This window comes from Traorella massiliensis, from assembly GCF_900104665.1.
GTDB classification, from domain to species: domain Bacteria; phylum Bacillota_I; class Bacilli_A; order Erysipelotrichales; family Erysipelotrichaceae; genus Traorella; species Traorella massiliensis.
In genome coordinates this window covers 40,083-65,520 of the sequence record NZ_LT629966.1, presented here as the reverse complement: position 1 = coordinate 65,520, position 25,438 = coordinate 40,083, and the positions used below count along the sequence as shown (strand labels likewise).

General features: G+C 36.6%; 25 protein-coding genes. 18 read left to right on the top strand and 7 right to left on the bottom strand.

Translation table 11 applies throughout. The annotated features are described in order from the left end of the window. Positions 1 to 178: 178 nt before the first annotated feature. The 10 genes from BQ5367_RS00525 to hemW all read left to right on the top strand — a co-directional run bounded on the left by BQ5367_RS00525 (position 179) and on the right by hemW (position 11,826). A complete protein-coding gene (locus tag BQ5367_RS00525; RefSeq protein WP_071440647.1) occupies positions 179 to 3,109 on the top strand; it encodes a chromosome segregation protein SMC in 2,931 nt (976 codons plus the stop codon). Then, on the top strand, positions 3,109 to 4,086 hold the full coding sequence (gene ftsY, locus BQ5367_RS00520) for a signal recognition particle-docking protein FtsY (protein WP_071440646.1): 978 nt from the start codon (positions 3,109 to 3,111) through the stop codon (positions 4,084 to 4,086). Before BQ5367_RS00525 ends, ftsY begins: the two co-directional genes overlap by 1 nt. Next, positions 4,073 to 4,384: a YlxM family DNA-binding protein gene (gene ylxM, locus BQ5367_RS00515; RefSeq protein ID WP_235858710.1), complete on the top strand. Its 312-nt coding sequence runs from the start codon at positions 4,073 to 4,075 to the stop codon at positions 4,382 to 4,384. The genes ftsY and ylxM overlap by 14 nt, the downstream gene beginning before the upstream one ends. Positions 4,385 to 4,396: 12 nt before the next feature. Continuing rightward, positions 4,397 to 5,593, top strand: coding sequence for an acetate kinase (locus BQ5367_RS00510; protein WP_071440645.1), 1,197 nt, complete (start codon positions 4,397 to 4,399; stop codon positions 5,591 to 5,593). Between the two features lies 1 nt (position 5,594). Then, positions 5,595 to 6,524: a DHH family phosphoesterase gene (locus BQ5367_RS00505; RefSeq protein ID WP_071440644.1), complete on the top strand. Its 930-nt coding sequence runs from the start codon at positions 5,595 to 5,597 to the stop codon at positions 6,522 to 6,524. A gap of 243 nt (positions 6,525 to 6,767) precedes the next feature. Further along, a complete protein-coding gene (lepA, locus tag BQ5367_RS00500; protein WP_071440643.1) occupies positions 6,768 to 8,570 on the top strand; it encodes a translation elongation factor 4 in 1,803 nt (600 codons plus the stop codon). 302 nt (positions 8,571 to 8,872) lie between these two features. Further along, the gene (locus tag BQ5367_RS13760) at positions 8,873 to 9,487 is read left to right on the top strand and encodes a hypothetical protein (protein ID WP_071440642.1); all 615 of its coding nucleotides are present in this window, start codon (positions 8,873 to 8,875) and stop codon (positions 9,485 to 9,487) included. Further along, on the top strand, positions 9,484 to 10,107 hold the full coding sequence (locus BQ5367_RS00490) for a hypothetical protein (protein ID WP_071440641.1): 624 nt from the start codon (positions 9,484 to 9,486) through the stop codon (positions 10,105 to 10,107). The genes BQ5367_RS13760 and BQ5367_RS00490 overlap by 4 nt, the downstream gene beginning before the upstream one ends. After that, positions 10,104 to 10,748, top strand: coding sequence for a sporulation initiation factor Spo0A C-terminal domain-containing protein (locus BQ5367_RS00485; RefSeq protein ID WP_071440640.1), 645 nt, complete (start codon positions 10,104 to 10,106; stop codon positions 10,746 to 10,748). The genes BQ5367_RS00490 and BQ5367_RS00485 overlap by 4 nt, the downstream gene beginning before the upstream one ends. Further along, positions 10,741 to 11,826: a radical SAM family heme chaperone HemW gene (hemW, locus tag BQ5367_RS00480; protein WP_071440639.1), complete on the top strand. Its 1,086-nt coding sequence runs from the start codon at positions 10,741 to 10,743 to the stop codon at positions 11,824 to 11,826. The genes BQ5367_RS00485 and hemW overlap by 8 nt, the downstream gene beginning before the upstream one ends. Positions 11,827 to 11,853: 27 nt before the next feature. Here hemW and BQ5367_RS00475 read toward each other — a convergent pair whose 3' ends face one another. After that, a complete protein-coding gene (locus BQ5367_RS00475) occupies positions 11,854 to 12,498 on the bottom strand; it encodes an HAD family hydrolase (RefSeq protein WP_071440638.1) in 645 nt (214 codons plus the stop codon). Positions 12,499 to 12,587: 89 nt separating this feature from the next. Between BQ5367_RS00475 and BQ5367_RS00470 the strand changes: the two genes are divergently transcribed. From BQ5367_RS00470 to BQ5367_RS00460, 3 genes are read left to right on the top strand one after another with little or no spacing between them, the layout of a single operon-like run. Next, complete coding sequence (locus BQ5367_RS00470; protein ID WP_071440637.1) at positions 12,588 to 12,857, top strand: ACT domain-containing protein; 270 nt, start codon at positions 12,588 to 12,590, stop codon at positions 12,855 to 12,857. A gap of 8 nt (positions 12,858 to 12,865) precedes the next feature. Further along, entirely contained in the window at positions 12,866 to 14,224 is a 1,359-nt protein-coding gene (locus BQ5367_RS00465; protein WP_071440636.1) for a PFL family protein, read from the top strand. Next, positions 14,224 to 14,763 (top strand): peptidylprolyl isomerase, encoded by a 540-nt coding sequence (locus BQ5367_RS00460; RefSeq protein WP_071440635.1) that lies wholly within the window; start codon positions 14,224 to 14,226, stop codon positions 14,761 to 14,763. Before BQ5367_RS00465 ends, BQ5367_RS00460 begins: the two co-directional genes overlap by 1 nt. A 27-nt stretch (positions 14,764 to 14,790) precedes the next feature. Here BQ5367_RS00460 and BQ5367_RS00455 read toward each other — a convergent pair whose 3' ends face one another. The 3 genes from BQ5367_RS00455 to BQ5367_RS00445 all read right to left on the bottom strand — a co-directional run bounded on the left by BQ5367_RS00455 (position 14,791) and on the right by BQ5367_RS00445 (position 16,485). Then, the gene (locus BQ5367_RS00455) at positions 14,791 to 15,543 is read right to left on the bottom strand and encodes a class I SAM-dependent methyltransferase (RefSeq protein WP_071440634.1); all 753 of its coding nucleotides are present in this window, start codon (positions 15,541 to 15,543) and stop codon (positions 14,791 to 14,793) included. Positions 15,544 to 16,018: 475 nt separating this feature from the next. After that, complete coding sequence (locus BQ5367_RS00450) at positions 16,019 to 16,282, bottom strand: class I SAM-dependent methyltransferase (RefSeq protein ID WP_071440633.1); 264 nt, start codon at positions 16,280 to 16,282, stop codon at positions 16,019 to 16,021. After that, on the bottom strand, positions 16,282 to 16,485 hold the full coding sequence (locus BQ5367_RS00445; RefSeq protein WP_071440632.1) for a hypothetical protein: 204 nt from the start codon (positions 16,483 to 16,485) through the stop codon (positions 16,282 to 16,284). Before BQ5367_RS00445 ends, BQ5367_RS00450 begins: the two co-directional genes overlap by 1 nt. Positions 16,486 to 16,586: 101 nt before the next feature. On the opposite strand from BQ5367_RS00445, the gene BQ5367_RS00440 reads away from it, so the two are divergent. The 5 genes from BQ5367_RS00440 to BQ5367_RS00420 all read left to right on the top strand — a co-directional run bounded on the left by BQ5367_RS00440 (position 16,587) and on the right by BQ5367_RS00420 (position 22,892). Further along, on the top strand, positions 16,587 to 17,474 hold the full coding sequence (locus tag BQ5367_RS00440) for a peptidase U32 family protein (protein ID WP_071440631.1): 888 nt from the start codon (positions 16,587 to 16,589) through the stop codon (positions 17,472 to 17,474). Next, complete coding sequence (locus BQ5367_RS00435; protein WP_071440630.1) at positions 17,471 to 18,691, top strand: peptidase U32 family protein; 1,221 nt, start codon at positions 17,471 to 17,473, stop codon at positions 18,689 to 18,691. Before BQ5367_RS00440 ends, BQ5367_RS00435 begins: the two co-directional genes overlap by 4 nt. Before the next feature lie 10 nt (positions 18,692 to 18,701). Then, positions 18,702 to 20,387, top strand: coding sequence for a proline--tRNA ligase (locus tag BQ5367_RS00430; RefSeq protein WP_071440629.1), 1,686 nt, complete (start codon positions 18,702 to 18,704; stop codon positions 20,385 to 20,387). A gap of 9 nt (positions 20,388 to 20,396) precedes the next feature. After that, complete coding sequence (locus BQ5367_RS00425) at positions 20,397 to 22,091, top strand: phosphoenolpyruvate carboxykinase (ATP) (RefSeq protein WP_071440628.1); 1,695 nt, start codon at positions 20,397 to 20,399, stop codon at positions 22,089 to 22,091. 69 nt (positions 22,092 to 22,160) lie between these two features. Continuing rightward, positions 22,161 to 22,892, top strand: a complete 732-nt coding sequence (locus BQ5367_RS00420; protein ID WP_071440627.1) for an N-acetylmuramoyl-L-alanine amidase — start codon at positions 22,161 to 22,163, stop codon at positions 22,890 to 22,892. A gap of 10 nt (positions 22,893 to 22,902) precedes the next feature. Here the strand turns inward: BQ5367_RS00420 and BQ5367_RS00415 are convergent, their stop codons facing one another. The 3 genes from BQ5367_RS00415 to BQ5367_RS00405 form a co-directional block, all read right to left on the bottom strand. Next, positions 22,903 to 23,661 (bottom strand): DeoR/GlpR family DNA-binding transcription regulator, encoded by a 759-nt coding sequence (locus BQ5367_RS00415; protein WP_083383109.1) that lies wholly within the window; start codon positions 23,659 to 23,661, stop codon positions 22,903 to 22,905. A 6-nt stretch (positions 23,662 to 23,667) separates the two neighbouring features. Next, positions 23,668 to 24,462 (bottom strand): glycosyltransferase family 2 protein, encoded by a 795-nt coding sequence (locus BQ5367_RS00410; protein WP_071440626.1) that lies wholly within the window; start codon positions 24,460 to 24,462, stop codon positions 23,668 to 23,670. Between the two features lie 80 nt (positions 24,463 to 24,542). Continuing rightward, positions 24,543 to 25,340, bottom strand: coding sequence for a glycosyltransferase family 2 protein (locus tag BQ5367_RS00405; protein ID WP_071440625.1), 798 nt, complete (start codon positions 25,338 to 25,340; stop codon positions 24,543 to 24,545). Between the last annotated feature and the right edge of the window lie 98 nt (positions 25,341 to 25,438).

Below are 25,438 nucleotides of genomic sequence, written 5' to 3'. Positions count from 1 at the left end.
AAACTAGATTATATATAAATGAACAAACATCAATTTACTGGAATGGTACTATAACATTCCTTTCATCTTGTAATTTACGGTAAAAAGTACAAAATTTATAGAATGAAAACATGAAAGTGTACTTCTTTTATGCCTGAAATATGTTATAATTTTATAGTTAAGTCAAATGGAGGGATCTATGTTTCTAAAAAGAATAGAATTGCAGGGATTTAAATCATTTGCGGACAAGACGATCATTAACTTTGATAGTGAAGTAGTAGGAATCGTAGGTCCCAACGGCTGCGGTAAAAGTAATATTACAGATGCTCTGCGATGGGCGTTAGGTGAACAGTCAGTGAAAAGTTTACGTGGTGAAAAGATGAGTGATGTTATTTTTAATGGAACAGATACACGTAAGCCTGTGAATGTAGCTGAGGTGACACTTGTTTTAGATAATTCGAAGCATTATCTTCATGTGGATTATGAAGAGGTGGAGATTACTCGACGTTTGCATCGTAATACAGGTGAAGGGGAGTATTTTATCAATAAAACCCCTTGCCGCTTAAAAGATGTCAAAGATTTGATCATGGATACAGGATTAGGAAAGGATTCACTGAGCATCATATCACAAGGGACGGTTTCTAATTTTGTAGAAAGTAAACCGGAAGAGCGACGTGGTCTTTTTGAAGAGGCTGCAGGCGTATCTAAATATAAGAAAAGAAAGAATGAATCTTTAGGAAAGTTAAATCGAACACAGGAAAATCTAGATCGATTAGAGGATATTCTTTTAGAGCTGGAAAGACAAGTCAATCCATTGAAACGTCAGGCGAAAAAAGCAGCTTTATATTTAGAAAAGAAAAAAGAACTGGAAACAATTGAAATCAGTGTTTTAGTAGATGAAATTGAAACGTTGACTCAAAAAATTGATGAATTGAAGAAAGAGGCATTTGAATTAGAGTCTAAAAAAGCGATTCATGAAACGACGATTGGTGTAGGCGAAGCTAAAAATCTTGATCTGAAAAAAGAAATGAGTCAGTTGGATCAGGAAATTAATAAACTGCAGGAAAGCTTTGTTAGCGTCATGAATGATATTCAGCGTCTTGAAGCTAGTAAGACCGAAATTGATGAGAAGAGAAAATATGCGCTTCAGACAGCAACAAATGAGGATAAGCTGAAGGAAATCAAAGCGATGCTGGAAGAAGTCACGTATGAATATGAAGATCGTCAGAAGCGTGTGAGCGATCTGAAAGTATCTCTTGCTTCTAAACAGGAAAAAGATCGTTTATTGCTGGAAGAGTTAAATAAACAGCGTGATTCTTTCCGAGAAGAGAGTGCTTATTTAAATCGATTGAAGAATCGTTCTTCTGTATTAGAGAACCTTGTATCTTCACCGTTCAATCATCAGCAAGGTGTTCAGACGATCATGAATGCTAAAGATTCTTTCATGGGAATCTTAGGTGTTGTTTCTCTGGTTTTAAAACCTCATGATTCTTATGAACAGGCAATCAGCAGTGCGATTGCCGGAGCCATGTATCATATCGTTTGTGAAGATGAAATGAGTGCTCGTCATGCAATTACATATCTTAAGAAAAATCAGTCAGGAAGGGCTACTTTTTTGCCATTAAGCGTATGTAGAGAGCGAGTTTTGAATAAGGAGCATCAGATCATATGTGAAAATATGAATGGTTATTTAGGAGTTGCAAGCGAATTTGTGGATTGTGATCCTATCTATCAGATCTTAAATAGTTATTTATTAGGTAATGTTTTAGTATGTGATACTTTAGCTAATGCGAATGAATTGGCAAAGGCGTTGCGTTATAAATATAAGATCGTCACCATGGATGGTGAAACAGTCAATCGTGATGGATCGATGAGCGGTGGCCGTTCAAAAAGTCAGTCATCGCCGATGACTTTGAAAAAAGAATTGAAAGATGTCAGAGATCAGATTGAAAAACGTCAGTTCACAGTCAATGAACTGGATACTAAAGTCGCTTCTTTAAATTCAAAAAGAGAAACGATCTCTAGTGAAATTGTTCAGCTTCAGATCGATTTAGCCACTTTAACCCCTATTGTTGATGCGAAGAAATCAAAAATGGATTCTTTAAGAGTACAGTATGAGGAATTGGCACCTAAGGGTGAGGTAATTGAAATTTCTCATGAGGATACTTTGATCTCACAGTTATCGGATGCTTATAAAAAACGTGATGAAATCACTTCCCAGATCAAGATCAAGCGTGAGAGAAGAATGAAGGCAGGAACTGAATCGGAGAGAATTGATATGCAGATTCGTCAGATTCGCCGAGAAACCAACGTGCTTAATACGCAGCAAAAAGATGTGGAAGTTGAGATGGCCAAAGCGGAAGCCAACCTGGAGAATGCGCTCAATCGTTTAAGCACGCATTATGAGATGACTTATGAGTTTGCGAGAACACAGCGTATCGATCAGGATACAGCGGAAGCGAAGAAGAGGGTATTAGAGCTTAGAAATGAGATTGCGGCATTAGGAAATATCAATCTTGAAGCGCCAAGTCAGTATGAAGAAGTTTCTTCACGTTATGAATTTTTGACGCATCAGAAAGAAGATCTGGTAAATGCGAAAAATAAGATCTTAGAGGCAATCGATGAGATGGATGAAATCATGATCAAACAGTTTAAAGAAAGCTTTGATGCGATCAATGCTCAGCTGAATGATGAATTTAGAAAGCTGTTTGGCGGAGGCAGGGCTTCACTGAAACTCGTTGATCCGGATGATATCCTTAACACAGGAATTGATATCGATGTACAGCCGCCAGGTAAGAATATTCAAAATTTGACGCTTCTGAGTGGCGGAGAAAAGAGTTTGGTGGCCATTTGTGTACTCTTTTCAATCTTAAGATCTTCTGTCATGCCGCTATGTGTCTTTGATGAAGTGGAAGCTGCTTTAGATACAGCTAATGTAGAGCGTTTTGCGAAATATATTTCACATTTCAAAGATGGTTCACAGTTTATCGTCGTGACCCATCGTCCAGGTACGATGGAACAGTGTGATGCGTTATATGGTGTTACGATGAAACAGAAAGGTGTTAGCTCATTGCTGCGAGTTCAGCTGAATGAAGCTTTAGATTATATTGATGAAAAGGGAGGTCAATAATGGGATTTCTTTCAAAGTTAAAAAATTCTTTTTCTTCAAAAAAGGATCATGATCGTTATTTAAGCGGTCTTGAAAAAAGCAGAAACAGTTTTTCAGAAAAAATTCGTAAGATATCTTTAAATTTTGCGGGTGTCAATGAGGAATTTTTAGAAGAACTGATGATGGTTCTTTTAGAGGCAGACCTGGGTATTCATACTGCCCAAAAAGTTGTTGATGAGGTTGAAAACAGAGCCTTGGATCAGAAATTGAAGACTGCGGATCAGATAGAGGAATGCCTGATCGAGGTATTAAGCAATCTGTATCGTCAGGATGATGAAAAACCTTTTAATGAAAATAAAGAAGGCGTGACAGTGATCATGATGGTCGGTGTGAATGGCAGTGGAAAAACAACAACCGCTGCGAAACTGGCAAACTATTTTCTTTCTCAGCAAAAAAGTGTTTGCCTCGCTGCGGCAGATACTTTCCGTGCCGGAGCGGTCGATCAGCTGGCACAATGGGCAGATCGTTTGAATATTCCTTGTGTCAAAGGAAAAGAAAATGCTGATCCTAGCAGTGTGCTTGTCGATGGCTGCCGCTATGCGAAAGAGCATAAGATGGATATTCTTATTTGTGATACAGCAGGCAGACTTCAAAATAAGGTGAATCTGATGAATGAACTGGCAAAGATGCGACGAGTGGTTGGCAAGGAAATCGAAGGGGCTCCTCATGAAACCTGGCTTGTATTGGATGCGACAACAGGTCAAAATGGTCTATCTCAAGCAGAGATATTTAATGAAGCAGCAGATCTGAGCGGTGTCGTTCTGACTAAACTAGATGGGACTGCCAAGGGTGGCATCGTCATCGCAATTAAGGATCAGCTTCATTTAGGCGTTAAGTTTATTGGCCTTGGCGAACAGCTGGAGGACTTGAAGCCATTTGATCTGGAAAGTTATCTTTATTCGATTGGCAAAGGTTTTATCGATCATGAAGAAAACTGAGGAAATGAATGAATACCTTGACTGGTATGGCGTCTTGCTAACAGAAAAGCAGCAGGATATCTGTGATCTATATTTTAAAGAAGATCTTTCTTTATCAGAGATATCTGAAAATTATGGAATCAGTCGGGCAGCAGTATTGGATACGGTTAAAAGAAGTGAGAAGATGCTGTTCGAATATGAAAAAAAGATGCATTTAATTGAGAAATATCATTCAAGAAAGCAAATTTATGATAAAATAAGAAAGCTGAATATCAAAGAAGTCAATCAGTATTTAGAAAAAATTGAAGATTTAGATTAGTAGGAGGACAACATGACAAAAATTATTTCAGTGAATGCAGGAAGTTCAAGTTTAAAATTTCAGCTTTTCGACATGCCTTCAGAAACAGTTCTGACAAGTGGTAATGCTGAAAGAATCGGTTTGGAAGAAGGTATTTTCACAATCAAGGTGAATGGTGAAAAGCATGTACAGAATTTACCGATTCCAGATCATGCGGTTGCCGTTGATTTACTTTTGAAGGCGCTTGTAGATTACAAGGTCGTAGAAAGTCTGGATGAAATCAAGGGAGCAGGACATCGTATCGTACAAGGTGGCGACTATTTTAAGGAAAGTGCTTTGGTTGATGAAGATGTTGTTAATAAGGTTGAAGAATTGGCACCTTTGGCACCACTTCATAATCCAGCTCATTTAATTGGATATCGTGCTTTCAAAGCAGCTCTTCCAGAAATTTCTCATGTATTTGTATTTGATACAGCCTTCCATCAGACAATGGAACCAGAAAGCTTCTTATATCCATTGCCATATGAATGGTATACGGATTACAAAGTAAGAAAATATGGTGCTCATGGAACAAGTCACCAGTATATTTCTCAGCGTACAGCTGAACTGATGGGCAAGGATATCAAAGACACAAAGATCATTACCTGTCATTTAGGAAATGGAGCTTCTATCAGTGCTGTTGACGGCGGTGTGTGTGTAAATACTTCTATGGGTCTTACACCATTAGGAGGTATCATGATGGGTACACGCTGTGGTGATATTGACCCTGCTGTAGCTGTATATATGGCTAGACAGGCTGGAATGACTCCTGATGAATTGGATACAGCCTTTAATAAGAAATCAGGGATGTTAGGTATCAGTGGTATTTCTAGTGATGCCCGTGATATCGAAAAAGCTTATCATGAAGGAAATGAAAGAGCTATTCTGACATTAAAGCTGTATGTAAATCGTGTTATCAACATGATTGGTGGCTATGTGATGCAGTTAGGACATGTTGATGCGATATCTTTTACAGCAGGTCTAGGTGAAAATGACGCTCACTTAAGAGGTTTGATCTTAGATGCAATGAAAGAGTGTTTAGGTTTAAGCATCAATTCAGAACTGAATGCTCAGATTCATGGGAAAGAAGCGAAAATCAGCAATGATGACAGTAAGGTAGACGTTTATGTTGTGCCAACAAATGAAGAACTTGTGATTGCAAGAGATACATATCGCATTTTAGGGTTTTAATATGCTGGATCAGATCATAGAATTGATTGAACAGTTTGACACGATTTGCATCTATCGTCATATTTTACCGGATGGTGATGCTAAGGGAAGTCAGTTTGGCATGAAATCATGGATCGAAAGCAAATATCCGAATAAAAAGGTCGTTGCTTTAGGAAAGGATACACCAAATTCCTTTTTCCCAGATTGTGATCAGGAAAAGATTGATTTTTCAAAAGCATTGGCTATCATCTGTGATACTTCAAACCGTGAAAGAATTGATGGTGAAGGCTGGGATCAATGTGCCAAGGTCATTAAAATCGATCATCACCCGGTAGTAGATAGCTATGGCGATTTAAATATCGTTGATGATACGACATGTGCAGCCTGTGAAGTAATTGCGCAAATGCTGATGGATCACCAGGAAACATTAACTTTAGAAACAGCTACGTATCTATACTGTGGTCTTTTGACAGATTCACAGAGATTTTCAATTCCAACTGTTAGTGAACGTTCATTAAGAGTTGCTTCTTATCTTGTTAGTTTTGGAGTTGATATTCAAAAATGCAATTTAAAGATGTTTTCAGTCAATCTGAAAGAATATGAATTTGAAAATTATCTTCGCAATAAAGTAATCTACAAGGATTCGCTTGCTTATATCATCGCTAGTAAAGAAGATTATGAAAAGTTTGATATCTCATTTGAAAAAGCAAAAGAAAAAGTGAATGTCATGGCCAATGTTGAAGAAATCGAATCTTATGTTTTATATACTGAACAGCCTGAAGGAAACTATTCCGCATCCTTCAGATCAAAACGAACAGTATTAAATGATATTGCGGCTCATTTTGGCGGTGGCGGGCATAACTTTGCCAGTGGCGCTAAAAATCTTACCCTTGAAGATATTCAAAAAGCGAATCAAAAACTGATTGATCGTATGCATGAAAGTCAGAAGTAATTCTGGCTTTTTTTGTTAAAAAATGCAAGAATATCTAGACATTATCGTTCGTATATAAAACTATCTAAAGTATGGCTTTCATCTATATGTGTATTATAATCTAATCGAAATAAATGTCTGTAATGTCGCTCAATTGCTTACTATTATATTATGAAAGGGGAGATTCGGTACCAACTTAATCTCTTTTTTATTGCTTATTTTTAATGTTTTCTTTATAATAGGTGAGTGAATTGGAGGGATTGAATGGATCAGAGTAAAATTCGTAATTTTTCTATTATTGCTCATATTGACCATGGAAAATCTACACTTGCAGATCGTATACTTGAAATGACAGATACAGTGGCACTTCGTGAAATGAAGGATCAGCTGCTTGATACAATGGATCTTGAAAGAGAAAGAGGCATAACGATTAAATTGAATGCTGTGGCTTTAAATTATAAAGCAGATGATGGTGAAACCTATACCTTTCATCTGATTGATACACCAGGTCATGTCGATTTTACCTATGAGGTATCTCGCTCTCTGGCGGCCTGTGAAGGGGCTGTGCTGGTGGTAGATGCAGCACAGGGAATTGAAGCACAGACATTGGCGAATGTTTATCTGGCACTCGATAATGATCTTGAAATCGTACCGGTTATCAATAAGATTGATTTGCCAAGTGCTGAGCCTGAACGAGTGATCGAAGAAATTGAAAATGTCATTGGATTGGATGCTCACAATGCTCCACAGATCAGTGCTAAAAGTGGTTTGAATGTTCATGAAGTATTGGAACAGATCGTAAAATTAGTTCCACCACCTAAAGGAGATCGTCATCATCGTTTAAAAGCCCTCGTATTTGATAGTGCGTATGATGCTTATCGAGGGGTGATCGTACAGGTTTGTATCAAAGAAGGTATGATCAAGGTGGGCGATACGATGAAATTCATGGCTACGGGTGCTGAATATGAAGTTTTAGAGTGTGGTATCCGTACTCCTAAAGAAGTGAAAAAAGATTCTTTGGTATGTGGTGAAGTTGGCTGGATCGCTGCCTCGATAAAAAATATCAAGGATGTACGTGTAGGGGATACAATTACTTTAAAGGATGAACCAGCCATTGAACCATTGGCTGGATATCGGGAATTAAATCCGATGGTTTACTGTGGTTTGTATCCTGTAGAAAGTAACCGTTATAATGATTTGCGTGATGCATTGGATAAATTACAGCTCAATGATGCATCTTTACAGTTTGAAGCAGAAACTTCACAGGCACTTGGATTTGGATTCCGCTGCGGTTTTTTAGGCTTATTACATATGGATGTCATTCAGGAACGTATTGAAAGAGAATTTAATATTGATATCATCGCAACAGCACCAAGTGTTGTATATCATGTCAATCTGACTGATGGTAGTCAGATAAATATTGATAATCCTTCCCAGCTTCCTGAAGTACAGCGTATTGAAAGTATTGAGGAACCATTTGTGAAGGCAACGATCATGTGTCCAAAAGAATATATTGGAGCCATTATGGAAGTAGCCCAGAACAAACGTGGCATTTATGAAGATATGATTTATCTGGATGACAGCCGTGTATCACTTGTTTATCAGCTTCCTTTAGGAGAAATTGTTTATGATTTCTTTGACCGTTTAAAATCAGTATCAAGAGGATATGCTTCTTTTGATTATGAACTGAGCGGCTATCGTGTTAGTAAGCTGGCTAAGATGGATATTCTGTTAAATGGTGAAATTGTCGATGCATTAAGCAGTATCGTTCATAAAGACTTTGCTTATAATCGTGGTAAAGCTTTATGTGAAAAGCTTCGTAAATTGATACCGCGTCAGCAATTTGAAATTCCAATACAAGCTGCTTTAAATGGTAAGATCATTGCTCGTACCAATATTTCGGCTTTACGTAAAAATGTCTTGGCGAAATGTTACGGTGGCGATATTACTCGTAAGAAAAAGTTATTAGAGAAACAAAAAGAAGGAAAGAAACGTATGAAGCAGGTAGGATCAGTAGAAGTTCCACAGGAAGCTTTCATGGCGATCCTTTCGGTTGATGATGATTAAAAGGGATTTTTTCCCTTTTTTTTATATTAGGAAATTTCATTTTTGATTGATAGAAAGATGATGAAAGAAAATAAAAAAGTTAAATGTTATTTATGTTTATGATAGTATATATAATTAATTTGAAATTATAGTATCATTATAGTTATTAATATGATATAATATCTGTATAAGTTATCTCATTTCTGTCAAGGAGGCATCATGAAAGTCTTTTCTCTTTCCAACCGTTTCTATTACCGCGAATTCCCTGATCTGAAGAACACCGTTCTACGGAACTGGAAAAGGTCATCTGTGAAAAGGAAAAGATGATCCGGAAAACGAAACTGCATGGAACTACAGAAAAGGACTATCTGTATGAAGCAACTGTGATCGATCCTAAAATAAAGAATCTGAAGAATCAGATCAAACTATTAAAGTATCGGTTAACAGGAGAAAAGCAGAAAAAGGAAAGATTCATGGAAAAGCCGAAAAGCGTATGCTTCGGAGGAAGGAAGAATCTGAAGCATGATATGGATACCTACCGCTATAACCGCAGAAAAAGGATGCTGATCTGCGGAAGAAGGCAGGGAAAGTACGGCAATAATCTTTTCAAATATCATATCGATGAAGGGATTCTTGTCTACCGGGGAATCAGACAGGAAATAAGGATGCCGGTTGTTTTTCATCAGCACAGGGATCATATAGCGCTGGCAGAAACCGACAGAAAAGGGAATCTGGTAAAGGCATGGAGGATTCCATTGAAAGAAAGAGGAACAAGGAACCAGAGGGAATATGAAAGGTATGTACTAGCACTAAGGCAGGTGGGTATGCAGATAGGGAGTCGCTTATTTGCATATGATTTTGGTTACAAAATCATTTTCTTGTTAGTATATGTCGAAAATCTTCAAATGTTTTTTAAATATGATAAAATCTTTATATGAAGCTCATTCAGAAATATACGGATGAATATTATGCGTCTATCCAAGAAATCAGAAATGATTTTGATGTGGCAGGAAGTCATCTGATCATTGATGAAATAGAAAAATATCGCAATCAGTTTCGCATATATTTTATGTTTCATGGTCAAAAAAAATCAATTGTCTTAACTGCTAGAATCAGCGAATTGATGAATCAGCATATGATGATCCAAGGTGATTTTTTACACCCTATGATACAGATTTTTATGTTAAGAAATGAACCTGAACAATGTCTGGAATGTTTAAAACGGTATCATTTGTCTGAAAAATACCTTCAAACCTTTGATTATATCTATAGTTTTGAAGAGGATATCACCAAATCTTTCTTAGAATGGCTTGAGCATTTAAGTCATCATTCTTTGATGAAAGTGATAAACTATGAGTATAAGATAAGTTTTCTGACAATAAAACAACGTACTTTTTATGATCATTATGCACAGACCTATTTTGATATTGAAACTTATCAGCAAAAGCTGCAAGTCAGTTATGAGACAGCACGTCTTCATTTGTCTAGAATGTGTGATTTGAAAATTCTTGACTGTCATAAGATTGGCAAAAAGCATGTCTATAAAGGAGTTTTATGATAAAGATAGGGTATGATGTGAAAAATAAGGCATTGATTCAAAAGATCTGGAATCTATATGAATATGATCATGAGTTCTTGATCTATGAGTTGTCTGATGATCATTTAAATGAAATGAAAGATCTAAAGATCGATATCATGATTTATGATGTTGATCATGATGATATAAAACGATTAGAAACATTTGAAGAAATGCGAATATGTTTGAATATAAAAGGAATTTGTGTCGTAAATGGATATGCGGATGAGCTGATTGATATGATCTTAAATCTTCATATTGAATATTTATGTGAGAGTCAGATCACGGATGTGGGATTATATGTATTGTTGTTAAGAATGATAAATGACCATAAGAAAATGAAAATATCTGTTTATGAACGGATCGAAAATCTATGTTTAAAGAAAGGTGTTTCAACCCATCTCAAAGGTTTTGACTATTTGCAAAGTGCGATTCTTTTTTATATGGAAAATGATCATGATTGCTTTCGTATGAAAGATGTCTATGATACAATAGCAAAGAAACATCATACGACAAGCAGTCGAGTTGAAAAAAATATGCGTCTGGCAATCAATGCTAGCGGGTCAGAGCTGAGTAATGCGAAATTTGTTGATGAATGTTTTAGGGAGTGTCAGTATGAGTAATGCCATGTATATCCATGTTCCTTTCTGTGATTCGATTTGTGCCTATTGTGATTTTGAAAGATGTAAAAGGCATCCTCTTTTGACATCAAAGTGGCTGAATGTAATCATAAAAGAGATTCAAAACAGAAAAGATGAACCGATTCAGACATTATATATTGGTGGGGGAACCCCCACTTCTTTGACATATGATGAATTGAATCAGCTTTTAAGTGCTTGTGATATTTTTGATCCTTTTGAATATACGGTCGAAGCGAATATTGAAAACCTTACGAAAGATAAGATCATGCTTCTAAGACAACATGGTGTTAATCGTATTTCATTGGGGGTTCAATCACTCAATCAATCTTTGATCAAACTGATCGAACGTCATCATAGTGTAGCAGAGATATTTTCTAAAATTGATGAAATTTATGAATGTGGTATCGTGAATATCAGTGTAGATATGATCTATGGACTGCCAACTCAAAGTCTTGATGTCTGGTTAGCTGACTTGAAACAGATTGCTTTGAATGAGAAAATATCTCATGTATCGATTTATTCATTGACGATCGAAGAAAACAGTGCTTTTGGTAGAAGAAAAATTGAAAAAGTAAGTGATGAGCTGGATGAACAAATGTATTTTGAAGGAATCCGTGTTTTAGAAGCTTATGGATTTGAACAATATGAGATTTCTAATTTTGCTCGTCAGGGAAAATATAGTTGTCATAATTGTGCTTATTGGGAATATGAGGATTTTATCGGTATTGGTGTAGGTGCTTATGGTAAAGAAAATCATATTTATTATCATTGGCCTTTTCAATTGAATGACTATATAAAGGGTGAATTGGAAAAAGAAGAAACGAAGCTTACTAAAGAAGATGAGATGTTTGAAACGATCATGATGGGTTTAAGAATGAAAAAAGGCATTTCTATAGAGAAATTTAATGATTATTTTCATGAAGACTTAAGAGAGGTATTTCATGATCCTATCGAAAAACATATCAAAAACAATCATTTAGAAATCATTGATCAGCATCTTAGATGTACATCAAATGGATGGGGAATACTTAATAGCATTCTGATTGATTTTATGGAATAAAAGCATCAAAGGGTTAACTTTGATGCTTTATTTATATTCATTCTTTTTTTCAATGATATCGATGACTTCTGTTAGTTTATCGATTTGAGTATCTGCGTAAGACTGATCGATATGAAAATAATTCTCTTTTTTCGCAATCGTATAGATATTGGCATCTTTAGCGGCTGCAATACCATGAACAGAATCTTCGATAACGATTGCCTCTTCAGGAAGCAAATGAAGATCTTCAAGTACTTTTGTATAAAATAATGGGTTAGGTTTTGCTACTCCTAAGCTTTCATTGGAATAGATGTTAGAGAAATATTTGTCTATATTCATCTCTTTGACGGCTGCTTCTAGACGTTCATGTTTGGAATTTGAGGTAATAGCACAAATAAGATGATGGCTAACACAATAATCTAGAAGATCGATCACTTCTGGAAACATCAGTTTATTATAATTGGTTATGGAATGTTCAACACCTGAATAATATTCATTGATATATTTTTCAGGATCATCGACCTTAAATTCACGAGGGAACATGACCCGAAAGCTTTCACCAATTCTTTCTAAAAGAAATTCACGGGTTACTGGGAATCCCATTTCATTCATTTTTTTCAGTTTATATTCAAAAAACTGAGGTTCGGTATCACAAATGACACCATCAAAATCAAATAATACTGCTTTTATCATAAAATCACCATTTCTATTTTACATGAAATCAAACAGAAAGGATAGAAAAATAAATAAAAAATGTGTATGATATATACCGAGGTGAAAAAATGAGAGCTGTAATTAGTGTTTTAGGTAAAGATAACCGTGGTATCTTAGCGAAAGTATCGGGAGAATGTGCTAAGGTGAATGCCAATATTCTTGAAGTAAGTCAGAATATCATGCAGGATATGTTTGTCATGATCATGATGATCGATATTCATGAAATCAATGTTGACTTTAAGGATTTTGTTGACCATATGGGTCAATTTGGAGAGGATAATCAGTTGAAGATTCATGTGATGCATGAGGATATCTTTAATTCGATGCATAAAATATAGGTGAGAGTATGTTAAATGCAAATGAGATATTAGAAACGATCAAGATGATCGATGAAGAAGATTTAGATGTTCGTACGATTACGATGGGTATTTCTTTGATTGATTGTGCTGATAGTGATATTGATCGTTCATGTGAAAAGATTTATCAGAAAATTACACGATTAGCGAAAAATCTGGTGGCAGTGGGCTGTGATATTGAAAAGGAATATGGTATTCCTATCATCAATAAACGTATCTCTGTAACGCCAATTGCGATCCTTGCTGGAGTAAGCGGAGGCGATCCTGTAAAGTATGCCTTAACGCTTGAAAAGTGTGCCAATGAGCTAGGTGTGAACTTCATTGGCGGCTATAGTGCTTTAGTTCATAAAGGCTTTAGTGCTGGTGATTTAGAATTGATTGATTCGATTCCTAGAGCTTTAGCTGTAACGGATCATGTATGTTCTTCGGTGAATGTAGGAAGTACGAAATCAGGGATCAATATGGATGCGGTAAAGCTCATGGGGAAAAAGGTTGTGGAAGCTGCTGAAATGACAAAAGAAAGAGATTGTATCGGAGCAGCTAAACTTGTTGTTTTCTGTAATGCTCCTGAAGATAATCCATTTATGGCTGGTGCTTTTCATGGTGTAGGTGAAGGTGACTGTGTCATCAATGTAGGTGTTAGCGGACCTGGAGTTGTACGCAGTGCATTAGCGAAAGCACCAAAGGATCTGCCAATGAATGAGATTGCGGATATCGTAAAGAAGACGGCTTTCAAGATTACACGTATGGGCCAGTTAGTGGGCAGTGAAGCAAGTCGTCGTTTGAATGTTCCATTTGGGATCGTTGACTTATCGTTGGCACCAACACCGGCTGTTGGTGATTCAGTGGCTTATATTTTGGAAGAAATGGGTCTTTCTAGTTGTGGTGTGCATGGAACGACCGCTTGTTTAGCCATGCTGAATGATGCGGTAAAAAAAGGTGGTGTCATGGCAAGCAGCAGTGTAGGCGGTTTGTCAGGTGCTTTCATTCCGGTGAGTGAGGATGCAGGCATGATTAAAGCAGCTCGCAGTGGTGCATTGACGCTTGAAAAGCTAGAAGCTATGACAGCGGTATGCAGTGTCGGTTTGGATATGATCGTTGTTCCAGGGGATACACCTGCTTCTACGATCAGTGGTATTATTGCCGATGAGGCAGCGATTGGTATGGTGAACTCCAAGACAACAGCGGTACGTCTGATTCCAGCCATTGGTAAAGCTGCCGGAGAAGAGCTTGAATTTGGCGGGCTTTTAGGAAGCGGACCGATCATGAAGGTTAATGAAGGCAGTTGCCAGGTCATGATAGATCGTGGAGGCAAGATTCCTGCACCGATGCAGAGCTTGAAAAACTAATGAATCCAGTAATGACCATCGTGATGAGAAATCATCAGGAAATTAAAATTGAATTGTTTTATGAAAATGCTCCTAATTCTATCAGTGGGCTGATGGAAGCTATTGAAAATCATGCTTTTGACATGATGCCAATTGAGCGTGTAGTACCTGATTTTGTACTTCAGCCATGGTGTGATGAAAATACGAAAAGTGAGTTCTATCAGTATGTTTGCGATGGGGAGTTTCATAATGAGAAACATACATTTGGTGCTTATTGTGTAGGACTTGCAGGAGATGGTGAGAAGATCTCAGTTCCTAGCTGTTTCTTTATCACTCTTTCTGATCATGTCACGCATTTGAATCAAAAGTTTGCGATGATTGGTAAAGTGATCAGTGGCTTTGAAGAAATTCGTCGTATTGAACATTCACAGCTGATCGATGTACCTTGTGAGGAAGAAAATGTGATCATCAAGCGTCCTAAAGATGATGAAATCATTGAGACGATCAGAATTGAATATCATGATTGTCAGCCTCAGCCTGTTGAAAAATATCTAGCATAATAAAAGTGAACCTTCTTTGATGAGGGTTCACTTTTTAATACAGCGTGTTGCGATAAAGGTAGGAATATGATGATCGTGCAGATTGCCTTCACCATTCGTATCTTCATATAGATCACATAATTGAAAACCTGCTTGAAGCTGTCCGCCAATTTGTTCTTCAAGCGTATGTGAAAATTGAAGGCCCCAATCATTTTTTAGGCTATCCTCATAGATCTTCTTATCTTTTAAAGAATTGAATGGCAGGGCATAGGCAATCGTTTTTTCATCATCATCAAAAATATAGTTGATGCCAATATCGTATCCGCCAAGAAAACTGCCGCCCTTTTTTAAGACTCGATAGCATTCCTTAAAAATGGATCGTACATCCTCGACATAACAGTTAGAAACGGGATGAAAGATAAGATCAAAAGTTTCATCTTCAAAAGGAAATTTCTCAGTCATATCTTTACATAAGATATCAATCGTATAACCTTCTCTTTCAGCAACCAATCTTTCACTTTCACATTGCTTCTTAGAATAATCTAAAACAGTACAAGAAGCACCAAGTGCCTGAAAGATCGGCATCTGCTGACCACCACCACTGGCGAGTCCTAATACTTTTTTTCCTTTTAGATTTCCAAACCATTCATGAGGTACAAGTCTTGTAGGTGTTAATAACACATTCCATTCGCCATGTAAAGCTTTTTGATAGGTTTCATGGCTGATAGGCTTGCCCCATTCCCAGCCATCTTCACACCATTGATCGATCGTTTTTGAATTGATTTCAGTATATTTTCCCATATAAAACTCCTTTATAAAATCATTATAATATCATTTGTTCTGTTTTACTATAAGAAGACTTACATCTAATGATTGAAATTGATATTGGGTCTTTGATTTAAGCATAAATATGAAAAAATCCTTTTGATCAAGGATTTTTACTTTAATTTCTCAAATTCCATCATAATAAATAAAGGTATTTCAGAAGATTGTTTCGTATTGTCATAAATACGAGGTTCTTCCATATGAACAAGTCGGAAATGATGGTCGCAAAACAGATTGAGGTATGTGGAAAGCGGACGGTGGTAATGTTTGGTTTTGCCCCAAAACTCATTATCATAGTTCATTTCTGATAAATAGTTTTCCATTACCTTTGCTGATTTATATCCATTTTCATCACAGAGCCATTCACCATCATAAAAGGCCGGATGTGTGATAGAAACATAGAAAAGCCCCTTGTCTTTTGTGATACGTTGAACTTCTTGTATGACAGAAGCTATATATAAATTGAAGTGAAATATTTTTCCTTCGCAAGCTTGATCATCGATGAAAAACCATCCACACCAATTGCATCGGCATGAATGCTGTTGAAGTAGTAGGTATACCATCCATAGCCACAGCCAAGTTCTAAAACTTTTTTATTTGTTAGATCACTGAACCGCTTCATGACGATTTCTCGGTTTTTTTTAGCGTGATTGCTTGCTTCCTGACTGTCAAGGTAGCGATTAGCTGCCTGAACCCATTGCTGAATCGTACTCATTATTGTTTACTGGCTAAATAATAAGCCAGTTCCTCTGCATATTCGCCATCAAATTCAAAACGATGCCCACAGGCAGTACAGGCAAAAAAATAATCTTCATCTGAACAATGGACCAGTGCTTTACGTCCGCAATATGGGCAACATTCATTTTCTTCAATTTGTTTACATTCCGCTAAATATTCGTCTTCATATTTAAATTTCATGACACCACCTCTAACAATATTATACACAAAAATTTGGCAAACCTTCTATACAATTTCGCCTAAAAACAGTATAATAATAAAATCGGAAGGAGCGAGTGCGAATGAAACTGATCAGTGACTGCCTTGAAATCAAACATCTAGATCAATATGCCAAGTGCAGTATTGATCGGATCATCGTTTCATTGCCCCATGTATCGGCAAGACCCGCAAGGGTGTACACGATGGAAGAGTTGAAAGAAATAGTAAAGTTTGCCCATGAATTAGGATTAGAAGTGGGTGTCAATATGTTGAATTTTGTCATGGAGGATGATCTTGATAAATTTCAGGATGCTTTGCTTTTTTGTAAAGATAATAAGATAGATCGCATTTATTTTGCGGATATGGGTGTCTATTGGATGGCTAAAGAAATGAAGATGGAACATCTTTTGATCTATCAGCCAACGACACTGATTGCCAGCAGCCAGGATGCAAATGAATATCTTCGTTTAGGTATTGATCGTGTCGTATTGGCAAGAGAAATTACTTTTGACGATATGAAACATATCTTGAGTCATTGTCATGGCTGTGAAGTGAGTGTGTTTGGGTATAATGTGATGATGCATTCCAGACGGAAGCTATTATCCAGTTATTTTGAATTTTGTGGGTTAGAGGATCGCAGTGCTTCTAAAGAACTTTATTTGATGGAAGAGACACGTGATGAGAAAATGCCGATTATTCAAGATGAAACAGGAACTTTTGTTTTAAGTGGAACTATTTTCTGTATGTTTTCAAAGCTTATGGAATTAGAGAATTGTGATTTTAGAATTGAAGGGATTCACTTGGATGAAGAATTGATCTTTCAAGCGGCCAAGGATATACAACGCATTCTTTTAGGTGAAATAAGTGGTGATAAGGTTTATGAGAGTTATTCAAAGGCTTATCCGCAATATGCATTTAGTGAAGGATTCATGTATAAAAAGACAACTCTTGTGAAGGAGGCGGGGCAATGAATAGGATAGAATTGCTTGCACCGGCAGGAGATTTGGAGAGATTGAAGATTGCCGTTTTATATGGTGCAGATGCTGTTTATATTGGTGGAAAACAGTTTTCTTTACGCTCTCGTGCTTCTAATTTTGATTTGGAAGCCATTGAAGAGGGTGTTAAGTTTGCGAAGGCACATGGTGCCCGTGTTCATGTAACGGTCAATATCATTCCTCATGAAGATGATTTAGAGGAATTGGAAGAATATTTAAAGGCATTGGAAAGGATTGGGGTTCATGCCATCATTTGTGCCTCTTTGAGTGTTGTACGCTGCGCTAAAAGGGTTGCGAAGAATCTGGAAGTACATATCAGTACTCAGCATTCAACGACCAATTCTAAGGCAGTAGACTTTTGGAAGAGCGAACAGGCAGATCGGGTCGTTTTAGCAAGAGAATGCAGTCTTGACCAGATTAAAAGCGTTGCCCAGCATGCTTCCTTGCCATTAGAAGTCTTTATCCATGGTGGTATGTGTATTTCTTATTCAGGACGCTGTACGCTTTCTAATCATATGACTACACGTGATGCCAATCGTGGCGGATGTGCTCAAAGCTGTCGCTGGAAATATCGTTTGCTGGAAAAGGATGAGTTTATTCATGATGATAAACATTTATTTTCTATGAGCAGCAAAGATTTAATGGCAGCTTCTTATATTCAAGATCTGATCAAAGCGAATATTGCTTCTTTAAAAATAGAAGGGCGTATGAAATCACCTTACTATCTGGCAACGGTCGTTCGTGCTTATCGGATGCTGATCGATGCGATCTATGAAAAAAGCTTAGATGATGAAAAAATGAAGATGATTTTAGATGAGCTTTCTAGAAGTGAAAATCGCCCGACAGCAAATGGTTTCTATGAAGGCTTGCCTAAAGCATATGATCAGTTATATGGTGTGAATGGGGCTGGTGTAACACAGGAATATATCGCTTCGATACTTGAATATGATAAAAAGAGTCATATGGCAACGATTCAAGTAAAGAATCATTTTGAAATGAGTATTCCTGTAGAGGTATTTGGACCTGATCATACACATGCTATGACGTTAAACCCATGTTATGATGAAAATGGGGCTGAAGTAGAGGTGGCAAATAAGCCAATGCAGATATTGAAAACAAGAATTGATTTTGAAGTAAAGGAAAATGATATGATCCGTAAGATTGTTGATAAATCGGATCGTCATGTATATTAAGGAGAAAGATATGAAATTAAGTGAAAGTTTCTTTTATACATTAAGAGAAAATGCAAAAGATGAAGAAAGTATCAGTGGAAATCTTTTAGTTAGAGCTGGAATGATCAAAAAAACAAGTAATGGTATATATATGATCATGCCAATGGGTAAGCTTGTATTAAATAAGATTGAAAATATTGTTCGTGAAGAGATGAATGCGACTGGTGCCCAGGAGTTATTGATGCCAACTTTGATCATGGAAGAAGTCTATGAGAAAAGCGGGCGTCGTGAGAACTTCGGCAGCAATATGTTTTCACTGAAAGATCGTTATCAGAAAAATTATGTTTTAGGTCCTACTCATGAGGAACTTTTTACGGTTGCGGCAAGTATGGATGGTTCTTCTTATAAGGATTTTCCATATAATCTGTATCAGATTCAGACAAAGTTTCGTGATGAGACACGTCCACGTTATGGACTTATTCGAGTGCGTGAATTCATCATGAAAGATGCTTATTCTTTTGATACAGATTTAGAGGGCTTAGAAGTTTCTTATCAGAAGATGTTTGAAGCTTATAAGCGTATCTTTGATCGATTAGGAATTACGTATAAAATCGTAAATGCTGATCTAGGTGTCATGGGCGGTCTATTAAGTGAAGAATTCCAGGCGGTTTGTGATATCGGTGAAGATGTGATCGTACAGTGTGACGCTTGTGACTTTTCAAGCAATCTAGAAGTAGCTCCAGTAATCGTTACAGGTGATGTATCTGATGAAGCGGAAGGTGTCATGGAAGAAGTAGCTACACCAAATGCTAAGACGATCGATGAGGTAGCAGCTTTTATGAATACTGATGCCAGCCGTTTTGTAAAGACGCTGCTGTATAAGGTGTCAGATGAATTTGTAGCCTTTTTGTTAAAGGGAAACCGTGAATTAAATGAGACAAAAGCCTTAAAGCTGTTGAATGCTGCAGAAATGGAAATGGCCTCACCTGAGGATGTGGAAATGCTGACGCATGCTGTAGTTGGTTTTGCCGGCCCTGTAGGCTTAGAAAATGTCAAGATCGTTATGGATCAGGAAGTGGCACTGATGAAGAATTTTATATGTGGTGCCAATAAGACAGATACTCATTTAAAAAATGTGAACTTGAAGGATTTTAAAGCTGATCTAGTGGGTGATATTGGTGTGATCACAGAAGATGATGTTTGTCCTTGCTGCGGCAAGAAGCTTTCATTTACCAAAGGTATTGAAATTGGCAATACTTTTAAGCTGGGTGATAAGTACTCCAAAGCGATGGGTCTGAATTATCTTGATGCCAGCAATCAGCTGCACCCAGTACAGATGGGCTGCTACGGTATCGGACTTGGCCGCTGCCTGGCTGCTGTTGTTGAACAGCATAATGATGAAAATGGCATTATCTGGCCTGAAAGCATTGCTCCTTTTGAAATAGGAATCGTGCTTATCAGCCATAAAGATGAAGCTCAGAAAAAACTTTCTCTTGAGCTTTATGATAAGCTGAAAAAGATGGGCTATGATGTCTTATTGGATGATCGTGATGAACGTCCTGGAGTAAAATTTAAGGATATGGAATTAATTGGATTACCTTATCGCATTACTGTTGGTCGTAAAGCGGCTGAGGGAGTTGTTGAGTGTACAGCACGTGCAACTTCTCTGAAAGAAGAAATGAGTGTTGAGAAATTATTGGAACGATTCCGGAAATAGGAGGTTTACATGAAAGAATCAATTTATATGAATGAACAGGTTGCCATTCTGAATTTCAGCGCTTCTTATGTAAGAACGACTGCTGAACTTTTAAATTCACCAGAATTTCGTAATATTACGGAAATCTTTATTGAAAGCTTAAAAGATACGAACAGAGATTTATATAACTGGATCTTGAATGGCAAAACGGTTCGTGAAGCAAAGGTAGAAATTACACGCTGCTTTCGTTTGATGAGTGTTTTTGAATGTAATGAAATTGATAACTATTATCTGAATGATAAAGATCAGTTACTTGAATTTATTGAAGAATTCTATAATTTCTGGAAACATCATCAACGTTTTTCCGTCACTTTTATTGGTAATGGTCAAACGTCTACAGCTGTAAATTATATTACCAATGATTCTAATTTTAATCGTTTGATACGTGATACTTATCGTCGTATTGAAGAAAAAGTGCAAGGTAGAAAAAATAAGATTTATCGTCAGCTGCAGTCAGGAACAAATGCTGCCGCTGCCTTAAGGATTCCGCAAACACGCCTTCCAGAAGAATATGATTGTTTAAAGCGAATTCCAATGATTGACAGTATCATGCTAAGAACACCGTTGATGCTTACGACACGAAGCAATAAGCGTGAAGGTATGTTTACTGAAAGGAAAGATAATCCGGTTGAAGTATTTACTGGAACTTCAAAAGAATGGTTCTGTATGCCAATTAAAATTGGACGTCTTTTGTGTTTTGTATATTTCCATCGTGATTTTATGTGTAGTGGTGTTTCGCTTGCAAATCTATTTGAGATTGCTACAGCGGAAGAATGTACGCATAAACCTGATTGCATCGTATTGTTTGGTAATCAGGACGGTCTGAATGAAACGACTTTCTACCATGATCAGAAAAATGATATTTGGGTAGGGTCTGTATCTTATTCACAAAAGATCGAATATTTTGGTTATATCAAAAAGATGAGCTTGACGCTTCATAATTTAGCTATGATGCAACGTGGCTGGTTGCCAATTCATGGAGCTTTTGTTAATGTTACGTTGCGTGATGGAAAGAAAAAAGGAATTATGCTGATGGGTGATTCAGGAGCTGGCAAGAGTGAATCCATTGAGGCGCTACGTTCTTTAGGTAATGAAGTGATCAGTAATATTGAAGTTGTTTTCGATGATATGGGAACCATTCATATCGAAGATGGTGTTCCATATGGTCAGGGAACAGAAATTGGTGCCTTTATACGTTTAGATGATCTTGATAAAGGTACACCATACCGTGACATGGACCGTTCCGTATTCTTAAATCCGGATAGTTCGAATGCCCGTGTCATTACACCGGCAGCAAGCTATGATGTCGTTGCTCATAATCATAAGATTGATTTATTTGCCTATGCAAATAACTATGATAAAGAGTTAGGATTAAGACGTATTGATGATCCAGAAGAAGTAAAGCGAATCTGTATTCAAGGTCAGCGTATGGCATTAGGTACTACTCAGGAAGTTGGTTTATCTAGAACCTATTTTGCGAATCCTTTTGGTCCGATGCAGAAGCAGGAAGTTTGTCAGCCACTGATTGATGAAGTATTTGAATGTCTATATAAAAATAATGTTTTTGTAGGTGAGATTTTCACGCATTTGGGATTTTCAAAAGAAGACCGCAGTGGTATTCAGGAAGGTGCAAAACAGCTGTTAGAATTTATTCAAAAGTCCTGATTTAATAAAATCAGGATTTTTCTTAATTAAATCTTAAGAGAATGTGGTAGAATATTAAGGGTGAAGAAATTGAAAAAGAGTACACAACAAAATTTATTTTTATTAGCAGCTATTGGTTTGATTTGCGTTTTGATTTTAGTTTTATTTTCTTTTATGATGCCTGAAAAGCCTGTTTTCAAAGAAGGTAATATCAGTAATGATGTTAATGCTTCAGATCCTCAAGAAGATCTTCCAGTAGTAGTGATCGACCCGGGACATGGAGGTTATGATGAAGGAAGCAGTTCTGAGAGTGGTGTTGTGGAAAAAGAATTAAATCTTGAGATTGCATTAAAAGTAAGAGATTTATTAGAAGAAAATGATATTCATGTTGTCATGACGCGTGATAGTGATGAAGTGAGCTGGTCTGATGATAATGTTGAAGACTTACAGGCGAGGCTTGATATTGCTGCGAATGCTGACGCATTGATGCTGGTATCGCTTCACTGTAACATTTCAGAAGAAGATCCGGAAAATGTAAAGGGAAGTGAAATTTACGTTAATACATCACAAAGTGATTCTGTAGCTCTTGCTGAAGCTCTGAATGCTCAATTAGAGACGCTCAGCCCAGCATTAGTCAGTCGTGGTATTAAAACGGGCCAATTTCATCTTTTGACCTATAATACATTACCGTGTGTGATTATCGAGATGGGATTTTTATCAAATGCAGATGATGTTGCTTATTTAACTGAAACTGATACTCAGGATCAATTATGTAATGCGATTGTTGAAGGAATTTTATCGCAAATAAAAACTGATGCATGATCAGTTTTTTTTATTTGTCGGATGAGATGACAGGAATGATTTCAGAGTATTCTTTGCGAATATTTTTATCAGCTTTGGTATCCGTGATGATACAATCAAAATCACGAAGGGTAGCATATTTCGCAAGAAAAGTCTGATTGAATTTGGTATGATCGCAGAGCAGAAAAGATTGTCTGGCACTTTCTATCATTGCTTTTTTTACTTGTGCTTCTTCCATGCTTGCAATATAAGAACCATGCTGGTCGATGCCCTGGGTTCCTAAAAAAGCTTTATCAATTTTAAATTGTTTAAAGAAATCAATGGTCATGGCACTATGCCACCCATTGCTGATTTCGTTATATTGGCCACATGCGACAATGAGCTGAACTTTGGTAAAAGCTTGAAGAATATTAATAGCGGGCAAGGAATTTGTCAGTACGATGATACGTTTATTCTGAAGGTAATGGCAAAGCTGCAAAGGAGTTGTACCGGTATCAATTAAAATAGTATCACCGTCTTGTATGAAACGACTGGCTTCCATCGCAATCTCATTTTTGTATTCAACTAATAAATCACTTTTTAATGAAAAGCTTGGTTCGACATTGTGCTCCATATTTAATCGGGCACCACCATAGCTGGTAATAGCCAATCCTTGTTTTTCAAGCATATTTAAGTCTCGACGAATGGTCATCGCTGAGACTTGAAATTGTTTCGCAAGCTCATTGACTTCAACGGCTTTATTTTTTTGAAGCAAATTAAAAATTTCCATTCTTCGTTTTGTCAGTGACATAGAACCTCATTTCGTTGTTATTACATCATAAAGATGCATGATATCTGCTTTAAATAAATTTATATAACCAAAAGGTTTTAATGTTGGATATTTTTTAGTAACGATATTCATCTGATGACGATAGGCACGTTTTAATTCACGATTTCGTCCAGCTGCTTTCTGCTGTGAGATACTTCCTTGACGAATTTCATAATTGTATAAAAGCTTATTGCTGACATAAAAGCGATGGCTTCTCATAAATGTCTTACAGATTGTTTCTACATCTTCATAGGTTTTATTTTCCGGGAACTGGATATCTTTCCAAAGTTTCTTTTTATAACATTTTCCCCAGCTGTAATTTTTGATCATCATATCACTCATTAGAAATGAGAGAGCTGTTTTCTGCTTCATGATCGTTGTTTTTGGAAAACAGGAAGGTATCGTAAAACGAGGATAGTTGATATTGTGTCCACAAATAGATATATCACAATCATATTCAACGATTCCTTTGACTAATTCTTCAAGGTAGTTCATATGTATCGTATCATCACTATCCACAAAGCTGATAAGCTCTCCCTGAGCAAGGCTTAGTCCTAAATTTCTTACGCTTGAAAGACCGCCGTTTTTCTTTGTAAATAGTTTAAAACGAGGATCATTACCAACGGTTTCATAAAATACTTTTTCACTGTTATCTTTTGTACCATCATTGATACAGATAGCTTCAAAATTACCATATGTTTGATTTTTTACTGAAAGTAAACAGTTTTTTAAATACTTTTCAACATTATAAATCGGTATGATGATACTTACTAATGGATTCATTTTCAAACCTCCCATTTCAATATTCTTTATTATTATACACTACTTGATATTGTTTTGAAATGACGATCAATTAAATAAGTTTATCGCTTTGAGGAAATGATATCAAATAAATGGATCACATCGGCTTTGATTAAATTCCAATAGCCAAATATCTTTAAAGAAGGATATTTATTAGCGGCTATGGCCATCTGATAGCGATAAGCACATTTTAGTTTGTAGTTTTGTTGTGCAGACTTCTGTTGGGAAATGCTGCCTTGATGAATATTATAATTGTATAATAATTTATTGGTTACATAAAAACGAGAACTATTCATAAAGGTACGGCAAATTGTTTTGATATCCTCATAAATTTTGTCTTCAGGGAATCTGATATTATTCCATACTTCCTTTTTATAGCATTTTCCCCAGCTGTAATTCATGATGATCATATCGCTCATTAGAAATGAAAGAGCTGTTTTTTGTTTTATGATCGTTGTTTTGGGAAAATGTACAGGCATTGTGAAATGGGTATAATTCATATTATGCCCACAAATAGAAATATCACAGTCATATTCAACGATTCCTTTGACCAATTCTTCAAGGTAGTTCATATGTATCGTATCATCACTATCCACAAAGCTGATAAGCTCTCCCTGAGCTAAAGCAAGACCTAGATTTCTTACTTTTGAAATACCGCCATTTTTCTTTGTGTACAATTTAAAACGGAGATCATTACCAACGGTTTCATAAAATATTTTTTCACTGTGATCTTTTGATCCATCATTGATACAGATAGCTTCAAAATGGGTATATGTTTGATTTTTTATAGAAAGCAGACTATTTTTTAAATATTTTTCAACATTATAAATAGGTACGATGATGCTTACTAACGGATTCATTTAAAAACCTCCTATTAAAATATCGCTCATATTATACACTACTTCATATTGTTTTGAAATAGTCAGCTTTTAATGTTATAATAAAAAAGATTGGAGTG